Here is a 24,807-nt window from a genome sequence, read left to right as displayed (position 1 = left end):
CCTTTTCAAATAATTACAATTCAAATTAAGCATTTGTTTTTCTCATTCCTAATGCCTAAATTTAAAAATTGAACACCCTTATTATATGTTAGAAATAGATTTCGAAAAAGAAAACAAGGCAATCCTCCAGGAATACAAAGAGTTACTTCGCATCAGTTATCAAACGTTGAGTCCCGAAGACAAGAAACTGATTCGAAAGGCTTTTGACGTCGCTATGGACGCCCACAAAGACCAAAGAAGAAAATCAGGTGAAGCCTACTTTTTCCATCCCATTGCCGTGGCCAAAATTGTGGCTTCGGAAATAGGTTTGGGTGCTACCGCCATTGCAGCAGCCTTGCTGCATGACGTGGTCGAAGACACACCAATAACCATAGAGGATATCGAAAAAATGTTCAATCCAAAAGTGGCTCAACTGGTGGAAGGATTGACCAAGATTTCGAAAGTGCAAAAGGAAATGAACGTTTCCATGCAAGCCGAGAATTTTCGAAAAATGCTGTTGACACTTCACGATGATGTGCGAGTAATTCTGATAAAAATTGCCGATAGATTGCATAATATGCAAACTTTGGACACAATGGAAGATTTTAAACAGGTCAAAATTGCCTCCGAAACTTTATACATTTATGCACCATTGGCACATCGTTTGGGCCTATATAAAATAAAAAACAAACTGGAAGATTTGGGGTTAAAATATACGGAACCCGAAATTTACAATGACATTGTAAGCAAGTTAAAAGAAACCAAAGAAGAGCAAGATGCCTACATAAAAGACATTTCTGATGTTCTAAAAAAAGCATTGGACGACGAAAAAATGGATTATATCATAAAAGGAAGACCAAAATCCATTTATTCCATTTATAGAAAAATGAAAGCTCAAGGCGTGGGTTTCGATGAAGTTTACGATAAATTTGCTTTGCGAATTGTTTACAAATCAAGTCCTCACGAGGAAAAATTCTTGGCATGGAAAATATATTCCATCGTGACAGACCATTACCGTCCAAGTCCGAGCCGTTTACGCGACTGGATTTCATCGCCAAAAACTACGGGTTACGAAGCCTTGCACATCACGGTTATGGGACCAAAAGGTCGTTGGGTCGAAGTACAGGTTCGAAGCGAACGCATGGATGAAATTGCCGAAAAAGGATATGCAGCGCATTACAAATACAAACAAGGAGGATCGGAAGACAGCGGATTGGATGCCTGGCTAAATTTACTCAAAGAAGCTTTAGAAAATCCTGAAATGAACGCAGTGGATTTTGTGGAAGACTTCAAAATGAATTTATATTCCAAGGAAATCTTCGTGTTCACGCCAAAAGGAGAAATAAAATCGTTGCCCAAAGGAGCCACTTCACTTGATTTTGCCTTCAGTATCCATTCCGAAGTTGGTATTCGTACTAGAGGAACTCGTGTCAACGGGAAATTAGTTCCCCTGAATCACGAATTAAAAAGTGGCGACCAGATTGAAATAATTACCTCGCAATACCAAAAACCAACCATCAACTGGCTGGATTATGTGACGACTTCAAGAGCAAAAAATAAAATAAAAAATGTTCTAAACGAAAACACCAAAAAAATTGCCGAAGAAGGAAAAGAAATACTTACTCGAAAATTAAAACACTTAAAAATTACTCTTAGCGAATCCGTTGTCAACGAATTAGTCAATTTTTTCAAACTAAAAACGAGTCTGGATTTATTTTACCGTGTTGGAATTGGCGCTATCGAAAACCAACAATTAAAAGATTATGCTGCCCAAAAAAGCAACACCTTCATCAATTTTTTCAAAAGCAAAATCAAGCGTTCCGCAAGTACGGCCAATGAAGACATTCACAAACAAGTACTGAACAATAATTACGACATGCTGGTTTTTGGTGCTGACCAAGACAAATTGGATTATAAATTATCCAGCTGTTGCAACCCCATTCCCGGTGACGAAGTTTTTGGCTTCATCACCATAAACGAAGGAATAAAAGTGCACAAAAAAGACTGTCCGAATGCCATAAGCCTGCAATCCAATTATGCCTATAGAATTATTATGGCCAAATGGATCGACTCATCGCAACAAGAATTTAAGGCAATTTTACATATTACGGGAATGGACACCATGGGGCTTACCAACAAATTGACCAAGGTAATTTCGGATAACATGAACGTAAACATTCAAAGCATATCCCTGAGTGGAGATGCCGGAATATTCAACGGACAAATAGCCGTAATCGTGCAAAACAACACCATCTTGAAACGATTAATGGACAACATCAAGAAAATTGACGGCATCGAAAAAGTAACCCGAGAGTATAAAAACTAACAAAAAAAATTGAAACTGTTTGGTTTAAGATTTAGTTTCTAAACTTTTAAACTTTCAAACTAAAAAATAAAATTTATCTTTGCAGGATATGACACAAATTTCATCCAATAATAGTAACAATCAAGAAATTGTAAAAAATGTTTTTACACTCTATCTTGAATCTCACGGACACCGCAAAACGCCTGAACGCTACGCTATACTTCAAGAAATTTATGACAGCGAAGAGCATTTTGATATAGAAAACCTGTATATCAAAATGAAAAACAAAAATTATCGTGTGAGTAGAGCTACGCTGTACAACACAATTGAACTTCTTTTGGAATCCGGTTTGGTTCGAAAACACCAATTTGGACAAAATCAGGCGCATTACGAAAAATCATATTTCGACAAACAACACGATCACATCATAATGACCGATACCGGCGAGGTAATCGAATTTTGCGATCCCAGAATACAAACAATCAAACAAACAATGGAGGAAATATTTGATATCGATATCACGCATCACTCCTTATACTTATACGGAACAAAAAGAAAAAAATAACACGCAAATTAACTACAAACAACAAATAGAATGACCGCAGATTTATTACTAGGATTACAATGGGGAGATGAAGGAAAAGGAAAAATAGTTGATGTTCTTACTTCAAAATACGACATTATTGCCCGCTTTCAAGGAGGGCCAAATGCAGGACACACTTTAGAATTTGACGGAATAAAACACGTTCTTAGAACCATTCCTTCCGGGATTTTTCACAAAACTGCCATCAACATCATTGGAAATGGAGTAGTTATTGACCCTGTTGTTTTTCAAAAAGAAATCGAAGGATTGGCCAAATTCAATATGGATGTCAAATCCAAATTGATTATTTCCAGAAAAGCACACTTAATTTTACCGACACACCGTTTGCTGGATGCAGCCTCCGAAGCTTCAAAAGGGAAAGCCAAAATTGGTTCCACTCTTAAAGGAATTGGCCCAACTTATATGGACAAAACCGGTAGAAACGGAATTCGTGTTGGCGATATCGAATTGGAAGATTTCAAGGAAAGATACCGTGCTTTGGCTAACAAACACGAAGAAATGATTGCATTCTACGATGTTGACATCCAGTACAATTTAGAAGAAATGGAAAAAGAATTCTTTGAATCTATCGAAGAATTGAAAAAAATAGATTTCATAGACAGCGAAGAATACATCAATCAAGCACAAAGAGCAGGAAAATCAATTTTGTGTGAAGGAGCCCAAGGTTCGTTGCTTGATGTTGATTTTGGAACTTATCCGTTTGTGACTTCATCGAATACTACTGCAGCTGGTGCTTGTACCGGTTTAGGAATTGCCCCAAACAAAATCAAAGATGTTTACGGAATTTTCAAAGCGTATGTAACCCGTGTGGGAAGCGGCCCTTTCCCAACAGAACTTTTTGACGAAGATGGTGCTACAATGGCAAGTGTTGGAAATGAATTTGGTTCTGTAACAGGAAGACAAAGACGTTGCGGATGGTTGGATTTGGTGGCCTTGAAATATGCCGTTCAAATCAATGGTGTTACGCAATTGATGATGATGAAAGGCGACGTGCTTTCAGGATTTCCAACATTGAAAGTGTGCACGGAATACAACTATAAAGGAAAAAACATTTCTCATTTCCCTTACAATATCGAACCAGAAAACGTGACTCCCGTTTACAAAGAATTCAAAGGATGGCAAGCTGATTTGACTGGAATGACCACTTACGAAGAATTGCCAATCGAGTTGAAAGAATACATCGAATTTATTGAAGCGGCTGTTGAAGTGCCAATAAAAATTGTTTCTGTTGGACCAGACAGAAAGCAGACAATTTTAAAATAATAACTTAAGCGTCTCGATTTATCGGGACGTTTTTTTTACAACCCTTTACAATCAGAATAAATGAACAACCCAAAAATAACTATCCAAAAAACCGAATTGCTTTCAGACAATTGGTATATTTTAAACAAAGTAACTTACGATTACCAAGAAGAGGATAAGAACGTGGAAACCCACATTCGGGAAGTCTATGACCGAGGAAACGGTGCTGCTATTTTGCTTTACAATTCGATTCAAAAAACCGTGATTTTGACGCGCCAGTTTCGATTGCCGTCCTACCTCAACGGCAACAAAACAGGAATGATGATTGAAGTTTGTGCAGGACTGTTGGACAAAGACCATCCCGAACAATGCATCATTCGAGAAACCGAAGAAGAAACCGGATATCGCATAGCAAAAGTCCAGAAAGTTATGGAAACCTATATGTCGCCAGGTGCCGTGACCGAGATTTTGTATTTATTTGTGGGCGAATATGACGAGACCATGAAAGTACACGAAGGCGGCGGACTAGATGCCGAACAGGAACATATTGAAGTGATGGAACTGCCTTTCGACGAAGCTTATGCCATGATTGCAACGGGAGAAATCAAGGATGCCAAAACCGTGATGCTGTTGCAATATGCCAAAATAAATAAGTTGGTTTGATTTTTTTCAACCATATAACTCCGAGACATATTAAGCCTTATTTTGAAATAATCAAGAATTTGAATTTAATAAAATTACTTATTACAATTTAACACCATCTTATAAAAAATTACCAAATATTGTACATATATTTGTACATAAAAAATACAGTTATGGTAATTACCAATATTTCAGATTTTAGAAAAGATATTAAATCATACTTTGATGCAGTGGCGAAGAATTTTGAGACTCTTATCATTAACAGAGGAAAAGATTCGGGTATTGTAGTAATATCATTGGAAGAATATAATTCTCTGATGGCAACAAATTACGAATTATCGTCACGCCTCAATGAAAAACGTCTTGATGCCGCTATCGAAAAATTGAAAAACAACCAATCTTTCGCCAAAGATTTAATAGAAGAATAATATGAGATATGTCTTCGTGGATGAATCCTGGGAGGATTATTTGTATTGGCAGAAAATCGACAAGAAAAAGGTAAAAAAAATCAACGAATTGCTCAAGGATATTTCTCGCACACCATTTGAAGGAATAGGCAAACCCGAACCTTTAAAACACAAATATGCTGGTTTTTGGTCACGCCGCATTGATGATGAACATCGATTAATTTATCGGTATTTGGAAGATGAAATACAAATTGTAAAATGCAGACATCATTACGATTAATCATGGATTTACCCTCCAAATAAAACAAAAAAAAACCGGTTAATTTCTTCAAAGATAACTCGCCACAAAATACCAAAACACCAAGGTAACAAAAGAAATCGGTATGCCAAAACCAATCATCATACTGCACAATCTGGGTTTCAAACCATGGGAAGCAGCAATAATACTTGACGAAATCATGGGCGCCATCGCAGCCTCCATTATCGAAACTTGAATCATTTTGGAATGCTGGTCAAAAACAACCACATACAAAAAATAGATTAGTGCCGGTGTCAAAATTAATTTATAGAAAAGTCCCAATTTCAAGAATTTCCAATGCTTGCTCTTCTTGTCAAAATGCAATTGCAACCCCACGGAAAGCATTGCCAGAGGTGTCATTACACTGCCTATTTTCTGCAAACCAAACTGGATGTATTGATGAAAATCAAATTGAAAAACATTCATAAAACAAGCCAATAAAAAAGCTATAAATGGAGGAAAAAAGATAATTTTTTTGGCAATATAAAATCCGTTTGGATTCCCTGTAGAATACAAAGTCGCAATAACAACTCCCAAAGTGGAAAGCACCACAAAGGTTCCCGGCTGGTCGACAACGATGGCCATTTTCAATCCTTCTTCGCCATACAAGGCCTGAATAATTGGAAAACCCAAAAAAGAAGTATTGCTAAAACCCGCAGTCATAATCAGGCATCCCGTCAATTTTCGGGACCATCCCATTCTTTTTCCCAACAAACCAAAAAACAAAATGGCTGTTGTAAAACTAATCCAAGTAACTCCTATGGGAAACAATAAATTAGTGTCTAATTTTATTTTTGGAATGTAGTAAAGTGCCAATGAAGGAAGACAAAGGTATATTACAATTTTATTGAATAATTTATAAATATCAGTTGGAAAACGTTTTATCTTTTGCAAAACAATTCCAAGAAACAAGAAAACAATAATCAGGACAAAGTTGTTCATAGTGCTGGATTGGGTGCAAAAATACCACTTAAATTTATTTTGAAAACAGATAAATCCGCATTTATGTCAATTAAAAAAACAAAAAAACTTGTTCATATTAATTTTAGCCGTATATTTGTAACATATTTTATTACAGTATGATTTCAGGCAAATTTGCAATAACCATTCACATCCTTACACTGCTCTCCAAATTCCCGGACGACTATTTGTCCTCTGAATTTATAGCGGGAAGCATGAACTTGCACCCGGTTTTGGTCAGGAAAGAAATTGCCAACCTGAAGAAAAACAATATTGTAGAAAGCAAGGAAGGTAAAAATGGAGGCACAAAACTATCCAAATCGGCTTCCAGTATTTCATTGGATGCCATTTACAAAATAACTTTTGAAACAGTATCATTGGGCTTTTCAAAAAACACACCTAACCCCAAATGCCCTGTTGGGAAAAAAATCAATGAAAATTTGGAGAATTTATACGAGGATATCAACGAGAAAATTAGCCTGCAATTGAAAGGTATTTCATTGGAAGATTTTTCGAACCAATTTTAAACTTTTTTTTGAACAAAACTGTAACATTTTTTATTACTTATAAATACATACCATTATGAAAATCGCAATTATTGGAGCCACTGGATTTGTAGGTTCCAGCATTTTGAACGAATTGGCCAGCAGAAACCACGAAATTACGGCCATAGCCAGAAATCCAAAAAAAGATGAAAAACCAAACATCAATTGGCAAAAAGCAGACGTAAACAACATTGAAGAATTATCTAAAATCCTTGCTGGAAATGATATTGTTGTGAGTGCCTACAATCCAGGATGGACCAATCCAAACATTTATAACGATTCCATATCTGGGGCAAAAGCCATTCAGGAAGCGGTGAAAAAATCAGGAGTAAAAAGGTTTATCACCATTGGTGGAGCGGGAAGTTTATACATTGCACCCAATCTACAATTGATTGACACTCCTGAATTTCCAAAAGAAATATTTGACGGGGCAAATGCCGCAAGGGATTATTTGAATATTATTAAAGAAGAAAAAGACTTGGATTGGGCTTTTTTCAGTCCAGCCATCGAAATGCATCAGGGAACCAAAACAGGAAGAACCGGAAAGTACCGTTTGGGATTGGAAAATCCTATTTTTAATGATGAACAACGAAGCATTTTGTCGGTGGAAGATTTGGCCGTTGTCATTGCCGACGAAGTGGAAACTCCAAAACACCACCAGGTTCGTTTTACGGCAGCCTACTAAATTAATATCACAATTTTTAATAAAACAGTTTCATTAAGCCGTGCTTTTTGAAACTGTTTTTGTTTTCACTACTTTTACTACTCAAACAAGTAATTTTGACCAATAAAAAACAACATACGAGTAGTTTACACGAAAAACCTGGTGTTTCCCAACCAGAATCCATCAGTTCAAAAGCAGTCAACCAAGTCCAGAAATATAGAAAAACACAACCTTCTTCAAAAGAGTTGATTGACGGGATTTTGTCTAAAAACATTTCTGCTTTGAGTCGAGCGATTACTTTGGTCGAAAGCACCAACGTCAACCATTTGGCGAAAGCCAATGAAGTGATTACTGCCTGCTTGCCACACGCCAATCAATCGGTTCGGATAGGAATCACGGGAGTTCCCGGTGTTGGAAAAAGTACTTTTATAGAATCTTTTGGGAAATATTTGACTTCCTTGGGGAAAAAAGTGGCCGTTTTAGCCGTTGATCCCAGCAGCACAATTTCGCACGGGAGCATTTTGGGAGACAAAACCCGAATGGAAGAATTGGTAAAAGACCCCAATGCCTTTATCAGGCCTTCAGCTTCGGGAGAAACTTTGGGTGGCGTGGCTCGAAAAACCAGGGAAGCCATCACGCTTTGTGAAGCTGCTGGTTTTGACACGATACTCATAGAAACCGTTGGCGTTGGACAAAGCGAAACCGCCGTTCACGGAATGGTGGATTTCTTTTTACTGTTGAAAATTTCCGGTGCCGGCGACGAACTGCAAGGCATCAAACGGGGGATTATGGAAATGGCCGATGCCATCATCATCAACAAAGCGGATGGCGACAATATCAAAAAAGCAAATTTGGCAAAAGCGGAATTCAGCAGGGCTTTGCATTTATTTCCCGCCAAGAAATCGGGTTGGATACCAACGACTGCCACTTGCAGCGCCATAACTCACGAAGGAATTCCGGAAGTTTGGGAAACAATTTTAAAGTTTATTGAACTCACAAAAGGAAATAATTATTTCTTCGAAAAACGAAAAGAGCAGAATCAATATTGGATGTTGGAAACCATCAACGAGCAATTGAAAACTAACTTTTACAATCATCCTGAAATTCAAAATCTTTTGGATTCCACAAAAAAAGCGGTGCAAAACAATGAATTATCACCTTTCGCAGCCGCTCAATTATTGTTGGAAAAATATCGTGCTTAAATTTTTACTCCAGTTTTTTTTCTTCAAAATACATTTCATAAGCATATTTAATTACTAAGATCCCTAGTACAATCCCACCCGTTTTACCAATAAAATAACCGACGTTATGACCTAAGTCATAGGCTGTGTTACTTTCGGAAATTGATTTCAAATTAAAAGGGAAAAATTTATAAAAACCTTTACCAACAAGATACATTCCTAAAATAAAAAAAAACAAATTTTTCATAAATAAATTTAATGCATTTATTACTCTTTCTCGTAACGTTCCATTTCGCGGTCATAAAAATCATTGGCTTCAACGATAAGTCCTTCCATTTCGGCATTTAATTCGGCTTCGTCAAGGTCTTCGGCTTCTTCCATAAATTCCACTTCATCGTCTTTTAGATTGATGATGAATCTTGGATAATCCAAATGAATGATGAAAATATCATCGGGAAAATCAGTGTTGTCGCCTAGTAAAAATTTTGGTAATTCCATTTTTAATTGTTTAATCGGTTATTTGGTTATTCGATTAACCGATTAAACAAATAACCGATTAACCGAAAAAAACTATTTGTCAGACAAAATTACTGGTGCACTTCCTTTTCCCATAAAAATAATTTTGGTATTTGGAGATGTTGCGATTTCTTTTTGCGCTTTAATTTGTTCGTATTGCAATTGCTTATCGGTTAGTCCCGTAGAAATAATTCTTTGATAATCGGCAATACCTTGAGCTTCCACCCGTTTTCTTTCGGCTTCTTGTTTTTCTTTCTGCAAAACAAACTGCATTTTTTGTGCATCTTGTTCTGCGTTGATTTTGCTTTCGATAGTCGTTTTGACAGAAGCGGGAAGATTGATGTTTCGAATCAATAATTGCTCTAAAATCAATCCCCTAGTTTTAAAATCGGCTTCGATAGTTTTGAAAATTCGTTGCTGAAATTCGTTTCTTTTTGTTGAATATAAAGCCACGGCGTCATAATAAACAGCGTTGTCACGAATACGGGTTCTGGTAACGGGACGCACAATTTTATCCGTATAATTTACGCCAATTTGTTTGAATATTTTTGGTGCATCCGTAGGTGAAATTTTATACAAAACGGTTAAATCAATAACCACTTCCAATCCATCATTCGACAAGACACGAATGGCATCATCGCCTTCTTGCGCACCCTCACTATGATCGGCAGACATCGTGTAATTCTGGGTTTGAATGTCAAAATCCGTTACGTCCAAAAGCGGATTTATCAAATGCAATCCACTTTCCAAAACGTCGGATTGAACACTTCCGTAAAGTGATTTAACCCCCACTTTTCCAGCATCAATTTGCTTGAACATCGATGAAAAAATCCCCAATGCAATTACAACAACCCCAATCATTTTAAGCGTATTCGAAAACTTGAAAAACGGATTGCTGGCATTGCTTTTTACAGCAAAACTTACAATCAGTAATATAACCCCAATAATAATTAATAGTATCATTTTTTTTAAAAATTAATTTGTTCGATGATTATACGTGAAACTAAATTAGAAGTTACATTATTTTAAGAAAAAACTTAAAAAAATTTACAGGTTTTCCAATACCAATCTTTTGGTCAATCTCGCAAAGCGAATATACAAAAATAAAGCTGCCGCCGTTAATCCAGCCAAAAGCCCAATCCAAATTCCGGTTGCTCCCAAATTTGTATGTTTTCCCAAATAATAGGAAATTGGAAATCCCACAACCCAATAAGCCACGAAAGTAATGTACATTGGAATTTTCACGTCTTGCAAACCTCTCAAAGCTCCCAAAACAACCACTTGAATTCCATCAGAAATTTGAAAAACAGCCGCAACTAAAAGCAGTTTGGAGGCAATAAATATTATTTCAGTATTGTCAAATTGTTGAGAAGCATCGGATATGTTCAAAAATAAATGCGGCAAGAAATTATGCGAAACCACGAAAACAAGTGCAAAGAAAATTTCGACCATAATGGCCAATAAAAAAATGGAGCGGGCCACGGTAATTAATTGCTTGTAATCTTTCATCCCTTTGGCATTACTAACTCGAATCATTGCCGCCACACTAAAACCCATTGCCACCATAAAAGTAGAAGAAGCCAGTGTCAACGCAATCTGATTCGCCGCCTGACTGTTCTTGCCCAGCGAACCCGAAAGCCATATTGCCGCCGTAAATAAAGTCACCTCAAACAACATTTGCATCGCGGATGGCAATCCCAGATTAATGATTTTCTTCAAAATAGATTTCTTGATTTCCTTGAAGGTAAAATTCTTGAAATATCGTTTGAAAGCTAAATTTTGTCGAAGGATGTAGTGCATAAAAACCACCATCATAATTCTAGAAATCACGGTTCCCAATGCCGCTCCAAGAATTCCAAATTTTGGAAAACCCCAAACTCCATAAATCAACACATAATTAAAGAAAACGTGAACCACATTGGCCAAATAAATGGCATACATCGAATATTTGGTTTGCGACAAACCGTCAGCAAATTGCTTGTATCCTTGGAAAATAATAACCGGAATCAACGAAAACGCAACCCAATCAATATAAGGTGCGGCCAATTCGACAACCGCTTCGGGTTGGTTCATCAAGCGCATTATTGGCTTAGCCAAAACAATCAAGATAAAAATGGCTATTCCCAAAAGCGTACACAACAACAATCCGTGGTGAAAAGTAGTTCGGATTTTTTTGTCGTTTTTTTCGGCATCGGCTTCTGCTATCAAAGGCGTGATGGCCGTGGAAAATCCAATTCCCAACGACATTCCTATGAAAATAAAACTATTGCCCAGCGAAACCGCCGCCAGCTCGGTGGAACCAAGGTTTCCAACCATAAAATTATCTACTATTCCTATCAAGGTATGCCCCAGCATTCCCAAAATAACGGGAAAAGCCAGTTTTAAATTATAGGAGAACTCTTTTGTGTATTGGAATAAATTCAATTTCTTTTATTTTGGTTGGCAAAGGTAATCAGAACAAATCGATTCTATAAAACTATTTCAACTACAACCCTATAATTATATAACAAACGACTTTAATTCTATAATAACCACACTCAATGACCAACCTACATTTGTATCGTTGTCTATAAACACAACACTAAAAACAAAATTATGAAAACTACAGAAAAAATTAAGATTGCATTGGTATTTGCAATCTCAATGATGTTCGCAACTAATTCTAATGCACAAGAAACAGAAACCACTAAAAACTACGACCAAGGATTTCGTCTAGGATTTGGTGTAACAGCAGGATATGCAGTTCACGATCCTTTTAAATTAGTTTTAGGCGGAGATGCAAGACTACAATATGACTTGTCAAAAAAATACTCCATAACGGCAACAACCGGATTTACTAATCTGTTTAGAAGCGCAGCCGATGGTACTGACCTTTCATTTATTCCTGCAAAAGCTGGCTTTAAAGCCTTTGTGTGGAATGACCAATTTTATGTGATGGGAGAAGCTGGTGCAGCTTTTGCATTGAAAAATGAAACTGAACCTAAAACCTCATTGATTTTAGCGCCAAGTATTGGGTATGCCACAAAATACATCGACGTTTCTTTGCGATATGAGCATTACAATGACTTTGCAAGAGTAAACAACAATGGATCTCAAGGTAAAGGTGTTGGCCAAATTGGCGTACGTTTAGCTTATGGTTTCGAATTGTAATAATTCCAAAATTATTGAAAGATGCGCTGTAATTCAGCGCATTTTTTTTGCTTAAAATTTAAATTCGCGTTTAATATACCGTATTTTTGAGGAGCTTATTCCAGCTGTTCATTACAACCTTTTTCAATAAATTCATTTTTTCTAAGTCATTGCAGGAGCTTCCGCTGGTCGCTCTGTAATAACAAGAAAGAAAAGAATTTCTTTTCAAAAGGGTTTCCATTTCCATCTGGGCTAGGTATTCATCTTCAAAACCCTTTTTAATGGAACGATTCACACTCGAGCTCTTATTTCAAATCATCGGTCTTGGTTCTGCTTCAGGACTCATTTACAAAGACAATTCCTTGTTCATCATTTCTGACAACAGTTCGTTTCTTTACAAATACAATATCCCTGAAAAAGAACTTTCCAAAATAAAACTCTTCAAAAACAGCCAAGAAAACATCGCCAAAAAAGACAAATTCGATTTTGAATCCATCGCTATAAAAGGAAACGAACTCCATCTTTTAGGTTCTGGTTCCACTTCCAAAAGAGAAAAAAGAATAACCTACAATCTTGAAAACAAAGAGGTAGTAGAAAAAGATTTGTCAAAATTGTACCAAAATCTAAAGCACACCGCTTCCATTGCTGATGAGGAACTAAATATTGAAGGCGCATTGTTTTGCAATAAAAAATGGCATTTGTTTCAACGAGGAAACTGCGCTAATTCTAAAAACGGAATCGCAATACTAAATGAAAAACTCGATGAGAACAGTACAATTGAGTTTACTCCAATTCAATTACCAAAAATCAAACACGTAAAAACTTCCTTTACAGATGCCATTTTGGTCGAAGACAAAATTTACTTTTTGGCCACAGCCGAAGACACTACCTCCACTTATGATGACGGAGAAATATTGGGAAGTCTCATTGGTCGAATGGATTGCCAGACATTCGAAATCGAGTTTACGCAAAAAATATCGGACAATCAAAAATTTGAAGGATTGACGCTTTACAAAAAAATCGAAACAGAAATCCAATTCCTGATTTGCGAAGACAATGATTCTGATCTTTTGGAAACAAATATTTATAAATTGTCTATTCCTCTATAATCTTTGTCAAAGTTCAAAACTTTGACAAAGATGTTTAAAACCAAAAATATTTTAACTTCCTCCCAACCTTTTTCTCTTTTTAATCCTCTTTAGTAGAAAGAAAACAATTGTGATAAACGAAAACTTAATTTCTGATTGCAAAAAAATGCACCGAGATGCCCAGCGTCAAATGTATGAGCTTATGGCTCCAAAACTGTACCGCACTTGCAAGCGCTACCTAAAGAAAGAAGAAGAAATAGAAGAAGCCTTGGCCGACGCTTTCTATACTATTTTTACAAAACTCGACCAGCTCAAAGAGTTTGGTGCTTTTGAAGCCTGGTCCCGAAAAATTACGGTCAATCATTGTTTGGCAACCATCAAGAAAAACACCAACTTCAATTTGTATCTCGATGATGTCAAAATCCTTTCGCAACCCTTTACAGACGAAGTAACGGAACTCGAAGAGGAAGATTTACTGAATTTGCTCAATCACATTCCCGAAGGTTGCAAGACTATTTTTAATCTTTTCGTTATCGAAGGGTATGGCCACAAAGAAATTGCGATTATGCTCAACATTTCCGAAGGCACATCCAAATCACAATTGAATGCTTCGAAAACCAAGCTAAAGGAATTAGTAAACAATTTGTATTACCAAAAAGCGAGATAGTTATGGACAATCAAGATAAAATATTCGACAAAATAAAAAACGCTGCCCATAAAGCAGAAGAAAAAGACTTTCCAGGAATGGAAAAAATATGGATGCGTGTAGAAGAAAAACTCGACAAAAAAGAAGATAAAAAAGCCATTGTACTTTGGAAAAAACTAGCCGTTGCCGCTTCGCTCCTATTGTTCTTTTCTTTGGGTTATCAATTTCTTAAACCCGAATCAAAAATAATCGCACCAATTGGGACTAAAGAAAACAGTGTGGTTATTCAAGAAAAAACTGTAAAAAAATCAAAAGAGGAATTTTCGAAAACTATCAAACCTGATGCAGAAGTTATACTAAAAAAACAGATTGAAAATAAAGTTGTAATAGCTGAAGAAAAAATAAGTCCAGAATCTATTATTTCAAACGGAAATGGAATTGCATCAGTTGACGCAGATAATTCTATTTTGAATGAAGAAATAGTTGTTGGTTATGGAACTCAAAAAAAATCGGATTTATCAAGTCCTGTTTCAACAAGAAAAAAAGAAGAAATATTAAAATGGTCTTCCTCTAAAAATGATAGTGTATTTTTTGCGAAAGCAACAATTATAAAAGAAAATTCAAACAATTCAAATTCAACAGGTTCTATGGTTACTATTTCTGCAAAGGATTTGGAAATGCAGAAATCAGTCAGTGTTAGTGAAGCCCTTCAAGGAAAAGTTGCAGGAGTACAAATTACAAACAGCCAAGAATCTTTAAATCCAGAATATTATTATCAAACAAATAAGATCAAATTAATTCCAGGGAAAAAAATAGTTACTGGACTTACTTCACTAGCTGTAGAACAATCAGCTACAACAATTGCAATTCGAGGTAGTGCAACCATCACACAATCCAACAATCCTTTATATATTATTGATGGAGTCCCTGCAAATGCTAATGATTTCAAACAATTAAAACCCGAAAATGTTAAAAATATAGATGTCCTTAAAGATGCCTCAGCAACTTCTTTATACGGAAGTAGAGCTTCCAATGGAGTGATTATCATAAATACAAAAAACGGAACTTATCAAAACCTTTCAAAAAAAGAATTAGAAAAAAGACTCAAAAAACTGGACAAAAACAAAAAACCGGAACAAAAAGTATTACCACCAAAATCTATTGAAGTTTCTCAAGAAGACTATGATAATTTTGTGGAAAATCAATTCGAAAGTCCTAAATCAGCACCGTTATCTACTTTCTCCATTGATGTTGACAATGCTTCGTACACGAATGTAAGACGCTTTATCAACAACGGACAAACCGTGCCTAAAGACGCTGTGAGAGTCGAAGAAATGATGAATTTTTTCAAGTATAAATATCCACAACCACAAGACCAGCATCCGTTTTCGATTAACACGGAATACAGCGATTGCCCTTGGAATCCAAATCACCAATTGCTCAAAATTGGCTTGCAAGGCAAAAACATTCCAACCGAAAGTTTGCCAGCTTCCAACTTGGTTTTCTTAATTGACGTTTCAGGTTCGATGAGCAATCCTAACAAATTGCCATTGCTGAAACAATCGTTGAAAATTTTGGTCAACGAACTCCGAAAAAAAGACAAAGTAGCCATTGTGGTTTATGCTGGAGCAGCCGGAATGGTTTTACCTCCGACGTCTGGTGAAGAGAAACAAAACATCATCAATGCTTTGGAAAATCTAAACGCTGGCGGAAGCACGGCTGGCGGCGCAGGAATAGAATTGGCTTATAAATTAGCACAAGAAAATCTCATCAAAGGCGGAAACAACCGAGTAATTCTGGCTACTGACGGCGATTTTAATGTTGGCGCATCCTCCAATACCGATATGCAAACCTTGATTGAAGAAAAAAGAAAATCAGGCGTTTTCTTGACTTGCTTGGGTTACGGAATGGGGAATTACAAAGACAGCAAAATGAAAACTTTATCCGATAAAGGCAACGGAAATTATGCCTATATCGACAATATTCAGGAAGCCAATCGTTTTTTGGGGAAAGAATTCAAAGGTTCGATGTTTGCCATCGCCAAAGACGTAAAAATCCAAATCGAATTCAATCCAAAACAGGTTCAAGCCTACCGATTGATTGGATATGAAAACAGAAAATTACGTCCAGAAGATTTCACCAATGACGCCATCGATGCGGGAGAATTAGGAAGCAACCACACTGTTACGGCTTTGTATGAAGTGATTCCAGCCGGAGTGAAAAGCGAATTTTTGAACAACCAACCCGATTTGAAATATACCAAAGTTGCCACTAATGATAACAGCTATTCTGACGAACTGGCCACTATTAAATTCCGTTATAAAAAACCCGATGGAGACAAAAGTATCGAAATGGTAAAAGTGATTGAAAACAAATCCATTCCATTGAAAAATTCCTCCGATGATTTCAAATTCAGTACTGCCGTGGCTTGGTTTGGATTGAAATTGAGAGATTCTAATCTAGTTCCGAACAAATCTACGGAAGATATTAAAAAACTAGCGAAAGAAGGATTGTCCAATGATGAAGACGGTTACAAAGTTGAATTTATTAGATTAGTCGAAACTGTGAAATAATCTAACCCAGAAAATTATCTTTTTTTTCACACTAACTACAACTACTAGCCTATTCAAATACCTTAACTTTGTTTTTGAACAAAAAAGAACAAAAATGACCGACTTAAAAAATAAAAATGCCCTGATTACAGGAGCTGGAAAAGGTATTGGAAAAGCAATCGCATTGGCTTTGGCCAAAGAAGGAGTCAATGTAATTTTATTGGCACGAAATCAAGACGAAATTGACAATGTAGCCGCTAAAGCACGCTCCTTAAGAGTGAAAGCACTTACAATAACTGCCGATGTAGCCGATATCAATTCAGTAAATGCTGCTGTAGAAAAAGCCTTAGCCGAATTCAAAACTATTGATATTTTAATCAACAATGCTGGAATTGCTGCATTTGGAAAATTCCTGGAATTGGAACCAGCGGCTTGGGAACGCATTATTCAGGTCAATTTAATGGGAACTTATTATGTAACCCGTGCGGTTTTGCCTAATATGATTGAAAGACAAACTGGCGATATCATCAATATTTCTTCAACGGCTGGACTAAACGGAAATGCTTTGACAAGTGCTTATAGCGCTTCCAAATTTGCCGTTTTAGGATTAACCGATTCGTTGATGCAGGAAGTTCGAAAACATAACATTCGAGTAACAGCTTTAACACCAAGTACTGTCGCCACTAATATGGCCAAAGAACTGAACCTTACCGACGGCAATCCCGAAAAAGTAATGCAAGCCGAAGACATGGCCGAATTAATCATCGCCCAACTAAAATTAAACCGACGCGTTTTTATTAAAAACAGTAGTATTTGGTCGACAAATCCGTAACATTTTTCTCTTTTAAACAACAAAACCCCTCGAAAAAGGGGTTTTATTATATATAGAAAGTTGTAATTCAATTTACACTTCAATATTCAGGAATTCCAGTCTTACACTTCCATCTTCGTCAATTTTTGTCAAATTAATTTCTTGTAAAGTGTTGGCCAATTCTGGATTCCAAGGTGTTTTCACTCGGACGTAATTTTCGGTAAATCCGTGAATGTAACCTTCTTTATTATCACTTTCGAAAAGAACGGTTCTGTTGGTCCCAATTTGGCTTTCATAAAAAGCTCGACGTTTTTTTACCGACAATCCACGCAACATTTTACTTCTTTTGGCTCGGACATTGGCAGGAACAATGCCTTCCATTTCGGCGGCTTCCGTATTGTCACGTTCCGAATAAGTAAAAACGTGTAAATAAGAAATGTCTAAATCATTCAAAAAATGATAGGTTTCCAAGAAATGCTCGTCGGTTTCACCAGGAAAACCAACAATCACGTCCACGCCAATGCAAGCATCGGGCATCACTTCCCGAATTTTATTTACTCTTTCTGTGTATATTTCTCGAAGGTAACGGCGTTTCATCAACTTCAGGATTTCATTGCTTCCGGATTGCAACGGAATATGAAAATGCGGTACAAAAGTTCGGCTTTTGGATACGAATTCGATGGTTTCATTTTTCAATAAATTTGGTTCGATGGAGGAAATTCGCAATCTTTCGATTCCTTCGACTTTATCCAATTCCTGAACTAATTCCAAGAAAGTATGTTCGTGTTTTTTGTTTCCAAATTCCCCTTTTCCGTAATCACCAATGTTTACGCCAGTCAAAACAATTTCTTTGATTCCTTGTTCTGAAATTTCTTTGGCGTTTTTCAACACATTTTCCAATTCGTCACTTCGAGAAATTCCTCGCGCCAATGGTATCGTGCAATAGGTACATTTGTAATCGCAACCGTCTTGCACTTTCAAGAAAGCACGAGTCCTGTCACCAATGGAATAACTTCCCACATAAAAATCGGCTTCCTCGATTTCGCAGGAATGCACTTCACCAAAATCGTTTTTGGACAAATCGTTGATGTAATCGGTGATTTTAAACTTTTCGGTGGCACCTAGAACCAAGTCAACTCCATCAACATTGGCTAATTCTTCGGGTTTTAATTGGGCATAACAACCAATGGCGGCTACAAAAGCTTTGTTATTGAGTTTCATCGCTTTTCGCACGACTTGCTTGAATTGTTTATCGGCATTTTCAGTTACCGAACAGGTGTTGATAACATACATATCAGCCACTTCTTCAAAATCGACGCGGTCAAAACCTTCGTCATGAAAACTTCTGGCAATGGTTGAAGTTTCCGAAAAATTCAATTTGCAACCTAGCGTGTAGAACGCTACTTTTTTTCTATTTTCCATAAAATTGCTCAATTAATGAAATCGTTGTCAAAAAATTGAGGTTGCAAATTTACATATAAATTGCAAGATTTAAAATTGGATTATCATTATATTTGTAAATAGGTTTTAAAATTTAAAATTATGCAACACTCTAATTTACAAAAAGATAAGCTAGAATTGATTGACAAAATTCTCCATACCGAAGATCAAAGCACCTTGGATTTCTTGAAAGATTGCTTAAATGATGAACCTTTGCAATATCAATTGAGCGAAGAACAGAAAAATATTGTTCGAGAAAGCACCGAAAACTATTTGTCGGGGAAAGACAAAGGAAAATCTTGGGAAGAAGTAAAATCCAAATTACTTTCGAAACGAAATGGCTAAATTGAAAGAAGTCCTCTCCATTCAGGCCGAAAATGAATTGGAAGACGCATTATATTTCTATGATTTAATTTCCACAAAAATTGGAGACAACTTTCTAAATCAAATCAATGCTTGCATTGAATCCATTTTGTTAAACCCCGAAACTTATAAATTAGTATTTGATGTTTACCGCCAAGCGGTGGTTAAAAAATTTCCATTCGTCATCATTTACACAAAAATCGGCTCCACAATTTTAATTTCAGCCATTTTTCATACGAGTAAAAATCCAAACAAAAAGTTTAGATAATTAGAAAATAAAAAACCACAACTACTTTCGCAATCGTGGTTCTTTAAAATTAAGATATTTTCAAATTATTCTTTCCTCCAAATCTTCGTTTCGTCAAAAACGTGTTGCAAAATAGCGGCTTCTTTTTCGTCAAATTCAATATTTCTGCGACTCATAACCAGTCGAGCCGTTTCAAAAGCTTTTCGGGTCATGTAAACCGTAATACCTGCCGCACCTCCCCAAGAAAAACTTGGCACGAAGTTGCGTGGAAATCCAGCTCCAAAAATATTAGCACTCACTCCTACCACAGTTCCGGTGTTAAACATTGTGTTAATCCCACATTTGCTATGGTCTCCCATCATTAATCCACAAAATTGAAGTCCTGTTTTTTGAAAACTTTCGGTTTCATAATCCCACAGCTTCACTTCTTCGTAATTATTTTTCAAGTTGGAAGTATTCGTATCAGCACCAATATTACACCATTCGCCAAGCACGGAATTTCCTAAAAACCCGTCGTGACCTTTATTGGAATAGGCAAATAATACAGCATTATTTACTTCCCCGCCAATTTTGGAATAGGGTCCAATGGTAGTTGCTCCGTATATTTTTGCAGCCATTTTGACAGTAGCACCCTCACACAAAGCAAAAGGCCCACGAATAACCGAACCTTCCATTATCTCGGTATTTTTTCCAATATAAATAGGCCCATTGGTAGCATTTAGCGTAACAAATTCCAATTTTGCTCCTTCCTCAATAAAAATATTTTCTTTATCAATGGTATTGACACTTTTAGGAATGGGTTGCGATTTTCTATCTTCAGTCAAAAGTTCGAAATCCTCTCGAATAGCAGCTCCATTTTTGGAAAAAATATCATAAGTATGTTCAATTCTTATGCAATCGCCTTCGAATTCTATAATTTCGTAAGTTTCAAAGTCAACTGCTTGCTGATTTTCGTGAGTATGAAAAGCAATAACATCATCTCCTTTAAAAATAGCTTGATTCGTTTCGAGATTAGCAACCATTTCAGCCAAAATAGTGTTGGGAAGAAAGGATGCGTTTATCATCACATTGTCCTCCATTTCCACCATCGGAAATTTTTCGGATAAATATTCCTCGGTTATTGTCGTCGTGGTCGAACCCAAACGCATTTCCCATTTTTGACGAATTGTCATGATTCCAACAAGAATATCGGCAACTGGACGCGTGAAAGTAAAAGGCAACAAAGCGTTTCTGGCTGGTCCATCGAAAAGTATATAATTCATAGTATGTTTTTTGGGTTAGGGACAAGTCGCGACTTGTCCGTACTTATAGATTTCAAAGTTACAAAGTTTTGGACGCAATAAAAATAAAAAAAGCCCCACGATTTGTGAGGCTTCCTAATATTATTAAACTGATAAATATTATTTACCGTGTTTAGCGTATTTAGTTTTGAATTTATCGATACGTCCTGCAGTATCAATAAGTTTAGATTTACCTGTGTAAAAAGGGTGAGAAGTTCTAGAAATCTCCATTTTTACAACTGGATATTCAACACCGTCAACAGTGATTGTTTCTCTTGTATCTGCAGTAGATTTAGTGATAAAAACCTCTTCATTTGACATGTCTTTGAAGGCAACTAATCTGTAATTTTCTGGGTGAATTCCTTTTTTCATCTTTTTTTATTTATTTTTTTGAGCGTTTTAATTTTGAAGCTTTCTCGTACTTAGAAAAAGGTGTAAATGCAACTACTCTTTTTGTTTAAAACTATTAAATTATTTTGAGTTTGCAAATTTACACTAATTTTTCAATAATCAAATCTTTGTATCGCTTTTTTTATATAATTGTAAAAACCGATTTTTATCGGTGAATATATCGGGAATTGCTATATTTGTGGATTAATAAATAAACACTTTCAAATATGAATGAAATTATAAAGAAAAATGGAATTTCTTACGGGATAATAACCGGAATCGTAAGTACATTAATTACGGCATCAATATATTCTATAGACTTGAATTTGTTTACTGCATGGTGGGTTACAGTTCTAAGTATCGCTTCTTATATTATTATTAGCATCGTTTTGCTCACAAAAACAAAGAAAGATTTAAAAGGAGTTTTCTCTTTTAAAGATGCTTTTACTACTTATTTCATTTCAGCTGTAATTGGAATATTAATTTCAGTAGTTTTCAATATTCTTTTATTTAATTTCATTGATCCTTCTGTAAAAGATGCTATCAAAGAGATTTCGATAAAATATGCTGTCGAAATGATGCATAAATTCAATGCACCTTCATCGGCTATAAATGAAGCTGTAAAAAAACTTCAAGAAAACGACCAATTTTCGATTGTTGAACTCATAAAAGGTTCTGTATCTAGTATCGTTTTTAGTGCTCTTTTTGGATTACTATTAGCTTTAATCTTTAAAAGCAAACCCACACAAGAATAAAAAAAATCAATGAATTTAACCATACTCATACCACTTCTCAACGAAGACGAATCCCTTAAAGAACTTTATACTTGGATTATTTCTGTAATGAAATCCAACAATTATTCGTATGAAATCATTTTTATTGATGACGGAAGCACTGATAAATCTTGGTCCATCATCGAGGAATTGGCAGTTGAAAATCCAAACGTGAAAGGTATCCGCTTCATGAAAAACTTCGGAAAATCACAAGCCTTGCATGCAGGTTTTGCCAAAGCTCAAGGTGATGTCATCATAACAATGGATGCCGATTTACAAGACAGTCCCGAAGAAATTCCAGGATTGTACGAAATGATTACGAGTCAAAATTATGACTTGGTTTCCGGTTGGAAAAAGAAAAGATACGACTCTGTTGTTGCCAAAAATCTTCCATCCAAATTATTCAATTGGGCTGCCAGAAAAACTTCGGGCGTACAATTGAACGATTTCAATTGCGGATTGAAAGCCTACAAAAATGTTGTCGTGAAAAACGTGGAAGTTTCGGGCGAAATGCACCGTTACATTCCAGTTTTGGCAAAAAATGCCGGTTTTAATAAAATTGGCGAAAAAATAGTGCAACACCAAGCCAGAAAATACGGAGAAACCAAATTTGGAATGGAACGCTTCATCAATGGTTTCCTGGATTTAATCACCATTTGGTTCTTGTCAAAATTTGGCAAAAGACCGATGCACTTGTTTGGAGCAATGGGTTCGGCAATGTTTATTATTGGATTTTGCTCGGCAGGATATATCGGGATTTCGAAATTATACCATATGTATAATGGAATGAAATATACTTTGGTTACAAATAATCCGTGGTTTTTTATTGCCTTGACAACAATGATTTTGGGAACACAATTATTCTTGGCAGGATTTCTTGGTGAAATCATTTTAAGAACCAAAAATAATGAAGAACGATACAAGGTTTCGAAGGAAATAAATTAAAAACTTGAGAACACAATTTGTTACCTCAAAGATTATAAAAAGATATACAATTTAAAAAAATAAATAAAATGGAAATCAAACAAAATATTTTAGACGCAGTAAACGAATGGCTTACGCCAACATTTGACGCAACAACACAAGAAGCGGTCAAAGCAATGATGACTTCTTCGCCAAAGGATCTAGAAGAAAGTTTTTATAAAAATCTGGAATTTGGAACAGGCGGAATGCGTGGTGTTATGGGCGTTGGAAACAATCGCATCAACAAATACACCCTTGGAAAAAGTACCCAAGGCCTTTCGGATTATTTGAAAGTTGCATTTCCAAACCAACCTTTGAAAGCCGTTATTGCTTTTGACTGTCGTCATAACAGTAAAACTTTGGCTAAAACAGTTGCTGATGTTTTCTCTGCGAATGGTATTCAAGTGTATTTATTTTCAGATTTGCGACCAACTCCAGAATTGTCTTTCGCCCTAAAATATTTGGGTTGCCAATGTGGAATTGTATTGACGGCATCGCACAATCCACCGGAATACAACGGTTACAAAGTATATTGGGAAGATGGCGGACAAATCGTTCCTCCTCAAGATGGAGACATCATCAACACCATCGAAAACTTGAATTACAGCCAAATCAAGTTTGATGCCAACGAAGATTTGATTCAATATATCGATGCAGAAATTGACCAAGCCTTCATCAAATCGACTATCGAAAATGCCAGCTTTGGAACTTCGCAAGAAGCGAAAAACAATTTGAATATTGTATTCACTTCTTTGCACGGAACTTCAATTACTTTGATTCCCGATACTTTTGCGCAAGCCGGTTATCCAAACGTGAATATTGTTGAAGAACAAAGAGTTCCAAATGGTGACTTTCCAACGGTGAAATCTCCAAATCCTGAAGAACCTGAGGCTTTGACATTGGCATTGGCATTGGCAGACAAAACCAACGCTGATATTGTTGTAGGAACGGATCCAGATTGTGACCGTTTAGGAGTTGCGGTTCGCAATAATGAAGGCAAAATGACTTTGTTGAACGGAAATCAAACTATGATTTTGATGACTGCCTTTTTATTGAAAGAATGGAAAAAAGCGGGTAAAATCAACGGAAAACAATTCGTGGGTTCGACCATCGTTTCTACTCCAATGATAATGGAATTGGCGACAGCTTATGGAGTAGAATGCAAAGTAGGTTTGACCGGTTTCAAATGGATTGCCAAAATGATCAAGGATTTCCCGGAATTGGAATTCATTGGTGGTGGCGAAGAAAGCTTTGGATTTATGGTAGGTGATGCAGTACGTGACAAAGATGCCGTGGCTGCCACTTTATTGATTTGCGAATTGGCAGCTCAAGTAAAAGCCAACGGAAGTTCAGTTTACAAAGAATTACAACAACTGTATGTAGAACACGGTTTTTATAAAGAACATTTGATTTCTTTGACCAAAAAAGGGATGGACGGTTTGGCCGAAATCAACCAAATGATGGTTTCGTTGAGAGAAAACCCTATAAAAGAAATCAACGGGCAACGCGTGATTATGTTGGAAGATTATAAATCATCTGTTGCAAAAAATTTATTGACAGGCGAAGAAGAAACGATGAACATTCCAAAATCGGACGTGTTGATTTATTATACGGAAGATGGTTCGAAAATTTGCGCCAGACCAAGCGGAACAGAGCCAAAAATTAAATTTTACATCAGCGTAAACACCGAATTGGACAGCGTAGAGAATTTCACGGAAGTAGAAACTGTTCTAAATGATAAAATCAAAAATATCATTGCAGCAATGCAGTTGAGCTAAAAAA

The 24,807-nt window shown here is 36.3% G+C and carries 27 protein-coding genes; 19 read left to right on the top strand and 8 right to left on the bottom strand.

The window, feature by feature from the left end:
* Positions 1-85 precede the first annotated feature (85 nt).
* The 6 genes from OZP13_RS01915 (at position 86) to OZP13_RS01890 (ending at position 5,459) form a co-directional block, all read left to right on the top strand.
* Entirely contained in the window at positions 86-2,305 is a 2,220-nt protein-coding gene (locus OZP13_RS01915) for a RelA/SpoT family protein (RefSeq protein WP_281298450.1), read from the top strand.
* Positions 2,306-2,393: 88 nt separating this feature from the next.
* Complete coding sequence (locus OZP13_RS01910; RefSeq protein WP_281298449.1) at positions 2,394-2,849, top strand: Fur family transcriptional regulator; 456 nt, start codon at positions 2,394-2,396, stop codon at positions 2,847-2,849.
* Positions 2,850-2,879: 30 nt separating this feature from the next.
* Entirely contained in the window at positions 2,880-4,151 is a 1,272-nt protein-coding gene (locus OZP13_RS01905; protein WP_281298448.1) for an adenylosuccinate synthase, read from the top strand.
* Between the two features lie 60 nt (positions 4,152-4,211).
* Positions 4,212-4,793 carry a GDP-mannose pyrophosphatase NudK gene (gene nudK, locus OZP13_RS01900; protein ID WP_281298447.1) on the top strand — a complete coding sequence of 194 codons (582 nt, stop codon included), beginning with the start codon at positions 4,212-4,214 and terminating at the stop codon, positions 4,791-4,793.
* Positions 4,794-4,945: 152 nt separating this feature from the next.
* Positions 4,946-5,200, top strand: a complete 255-nt coding sequence (locus OZP13_RS01895; protein ID WP_269242028.1) for a type II toxin-antitoxin system Phd/YefM family antitoxin — start codon at positions 4,946-4,948, stop codon at positions 5,198-5,200.
* Between the two features lies 1 nt (position 5,201).
* Positions 5,202-5,459, top strand: a complete 258-nt coding sequence (locus OZP13_RS01890) for a Txe/YoeB family addiction module toxin (protein ID WP_281298446.1) — start codon at positions 5,202-5,204, stop codon at positions 5,457-5,459.
* A gap of 48 nt (positions 5,460-5,507) precedes the next feature.
* Here the strand turns inward: OZP13_RS01890 and OZP13_RS01885 are convergent, their stop codons facing one another.
* Positions 5,508-6,419: an AEC family transporter gene (locus OZP13_RS01885; RefSeq protein ID WP_269242027.1), complete on the bottom strand. Its 912-nt coding sequence runs from the start codon at positions 6,417-6,419 to the stop codon at positions 5,508-5,510.
* A 137-nt stretch (positions 6,420-6,556) separates the two neighbouring features.
* On the opposite strand from OZP13_RS01885, the gene OZP13_RS01880 reads away from it, so the two are divergent.
* The 3 genes from OZP13_RS01880 to meaB all read left to right on the top strand — a co-directional run bounded on the left by OZP13_RS01880 (position 6,557) and on the right by meaB (position 8,848).
* The gene (locus OZP13_RS01880; RefSeq protein ID WP_281298445.1) at positions 6,557-6,964 is read left to right on the top strand and encodes an Rrf2 family transcriptional regulator; all 408 of its coding nucleotides are present in this window, start codon (positions 6,557-6,559) and stop codon (positions 6,962-6,964) included.
* Between the two features lie 55 nt (positions 6,965-7,019).
* Positions 7,020-7,667 carry an NAD(P)-dependent oxidoreductase gene (locus OZP13_RS01875; protein ID WP_281298444.1) on the top strand — a complete coding sequence of 216 codons (648 nt, stop codon included), beginning with the start codon at positions 7,020-7,022 and terminating at the stop codon, positions 7,665-7,667.
* A 95-nt stretch (positions 7,668-7,762) separates the two neighbouring features.
* Positions 7,763-8,848, top strand: a complete 1,086-nt coding sequence (gene meaB, locus OZP13_RS01870; RefSeq protein WP_269242025.1) for a methylmalonyl Co-A mutase-associated GTPase MeaB — start codon at positions 7,763-7,765, stop codon at positions 8,846-8,848.
* A 4-nt stretch (positions 8,849-8,852) separates the two neighbouring features.
* On the opposite strand, the gene OZP13_RS01865 is transcribed toward meaB, so the two are convergent.
* From OZP13_RS01865 to OZP13_RS01850, 4 genes are all read right to left on the bottom strand, one after another.
* Positions 8,853-9,074, bottom strand: coding sequence for a hypothetical protein (locus OZP13_RS01865; RefSeq protein ID WP_281298443.1), 222 nt, complete (start codon positions 9,072-9,074; stop codon positions 8,853-8,855).
* Positions 9,075-9,094: 20 nt separating this feature from the next.
* Complete coding sequence (locus OZP13_RS01860; protein ID WP_269242023.1) at positions 9,095-9,325, bottom strand: DUF8828 family protein; 231 nt, start codon at positions 9,323-9,325, stop codon at positions 9,095-9,097.
* Positions 9,326-9,397: 72 nt separating this feature from the next.
* Complete coding sequence (locus OZP13_RS01855) at positions 9,398-10,306, bottom strand: prohibitin family protein (protein WP_269242022.1); 909 nt, start codon at positions 10,304-10,306, stop codon at positions 9,398-9,400.
* Positions 10,307-10,390: 84 nt separating this feature from the next.
* Complete coding sequence (locus OZP13_RS01850) at positions 10,391-11,767, bottom strand: MATE family efflux transporter (RefSeq protein WP_281298442.1); 1,377 nt, start codon at positions 11,765-11,767, stop codon at positions 10,391-10,393.
* 171 nt (positions 11,768-11,938) lie between these two features.
* Here OZP13_RS01850 and OZP13_RS01845 point away from each other — a divergent pair, with 171 nt between their 5' ends.
* The 5 genes from OZP13_RS01845 (at position 11,939) to OZP13_RS01825 (ending at position 17,590) form a co-directional block, all read left to right on the top strand.
* A complete protein-coding gene (locus OZP13_RS01845; protein ID WP_269242021.1) occupies positions 11,939-12,493 on the top strand; it encodes a hypothetical protein in 555 nt (184 codons plus the stop codon).
* A 260-nt stretch (positions 12,494-12,753) separates the two neighbouring features.
* A complete protein-coding gene (locus OZP13_RS01840; protein ID WP_269242020.1) occupies positions 12,754-13,581 on the top strand; it encodes a DUF6929 family protein in 828 nt (275 codons plus the stop codon).
* A gap of 145 nt (positions 13,582-13,726) precedes the next feature.
* Positions 13,727-14,227 (top strand): RNA polymerase sigma factor, encoded by a 501-nt coding sequence (locus OZP13_RS01835; protein WP_269242019.1) that lies wholly within the window; start codon positions 13,727-13,729, stop codon positions 14,225-14,227.
* A 626-nt stretch (positions 14,228-14,853) separates the two neighbouring features.
* Positions 14,854-16,779: a vWA domain-containing protein gene (locus OZP13_RS01830; RefSeq protein WP_432419481.1), complete on the top strand. Its 1,926-nt coding sequence runs from the start codon at positions 14,854-14,856 to the stop codon at positions 16,777-16,779.
* Positions 16,780-16,873: 94 nt separating this feature from the next.
* Positions 16,874-17,590 (top strand): 3-ketoacyl-ACP reductase, encoded by a 717-nt coding sequence (locus tag OZP13_RS01825; protein WP_269242017.1) that lies wholly within the window; start codon positions 16,874-16,876, stop codon positions 17,588-17,590.
* 72 nt (positions 17,591-17,662) lie between these two features.
* Here OZP13_RS01825 and mtaB read toward each other — a convergent pair whose 3' ends face one another.
* Positions 17,663-18,991 (bottom strand): tRNA (N(6)-L-threonylcarbamoyladenosine(37)-C(2))-methylthiotransferase MtaB, encoded by a 1,329-nt coding sequence (mtaB, locus tag OZP13_RS01820; protein WP_281298440.1) that lies wholly within the window; start codon positions 18,989-18,991, stop codon positions 17,663-17,665.
* Between the two features lie 120 nt (positions 18,992-19,111).
* Here mtaB and OZP13_RS01815 point away from each other — a divergent pair, with 120 nt between their 5' ends.
* Both OZP13_RS01815 and OZP13_RS01810 read left to right on the top strand, forming a co-directional pair.
* On the top strand, positions 19,112-19,354 hold the full coding sequence (locus OZP13_RS01815) for a hypothetical protein (protein WP_281298439.1): 243 nt from the start codon (positions 19,112-19,114) through the stop codon (positions 19,352-19,354).
* Positions 19,347-19,640 carry a type II toxin-antitoxin system RelE/ParE family toxin gene (locus tag OZP13_RS01810; RefSeq protein WP_269242014.1) on the top strand — a complete coding sequence of 98 codons (294 nt, stop codon included), beginning with the start codon at positions 19,347-19,349 and terminating at the stop codon, positions 19,638-19,640. Before OZP13_RS01815 ends, OZP13_RS01810 begins: the two co-directional genes overlap by 8 nt.
* 65 nt (positions 19,641-19,705) lie before the next feature.
* Here OZP13_RS01810 and OZP13_RS01805 read toward each other — a convergent pair whose 3' ends face one another.
* Both OZP13_RS01805 and OZP13_RS01800 read right to left on the bottom strand, forming a co-directional pair.
* Complete coding sequence (locus OZP13_RS01805; RefSeq protein WP_281298438.1) at positions 19,706-20,881, bottom strand: GlmU family protein; 1,176 nt, start codon at positions 20,879-20,881, stop codon at positions 19,706-19,708.
* 138 nt (positions 20,882-21,019) lie between these two features.
* Positions 21,020-21,271, bottom strand: coding sequence for a type B 50S ribosomal protein L31 (locus tag OZP13_RS01800; protein ID WP_281298437.1), 252 nt, complete (start codon positions 21,269-21,271; stop codon positions 21,020-21,022).
* Between the two features lie 245 nt (positions 21,272-21,516).
* Between OZP13_RS01800 and OZP13_RS01795 the strand changes: the two genes are divergently transcribed.
* From OZP13_RS01795 to OZP13_RS01785, 3 genes are all read left to right on the top strand, one after another.
* A complete protein-coding gene (locus tag OZP13_RS01795; RefSeq protein ID WP_281298436.1) occupies positions 21,517-22,044 on the top strand; it encodes a DUF4199 domain-containing protein in 528 nt (175 codons plus the stop codon).
* A gap of 9 nt (positions 22,045-22,053) precedes the next feature.
* Positions 22,054-23,007 (top strand): glycosyltransferase family 2 protein, encoded by a 954-nt coding sequence (locus OZP13_RS01790; protein ID WP_281298435.1) that lies wholly within the window; start codon positions 22,054-22,056, stop codon positions 23,005-23,007.
* A gap of 68 nt (positions 23,008-23,075) precedes the next feature.
* The gene (locus tag OZP13_RS01785; RefSeq protein ID WP_269242009.1) at positions 23,076-24,803 is read left to right on the top strand and encodes a phospho-sugar mutase; all 1,728 of its coding nucleotides are present in this window, start codon (positions 23,076-23,078) and stop codon (positions 24,801-24,803) included.
* Positions 24,804-24,807: the final 4 nt, after the last annotated feature.

Origin of the sequence: Flavobacterium limnophilum (assembly GCF_027111315.2) — a bacterium.
GTDB classification, from domain to species: Bacteria; Bacteroidota; Bacteroidia; order Flavobacteriales; family Flavobacteriaceae; genus Flavobacterium; species Flavobacterium limnophilum.
The sequence above is the reverse complement of the archived record's forward strand: the minus strand, read 5'-3'. Positions and strand labels throughout refer to the sequence as shown.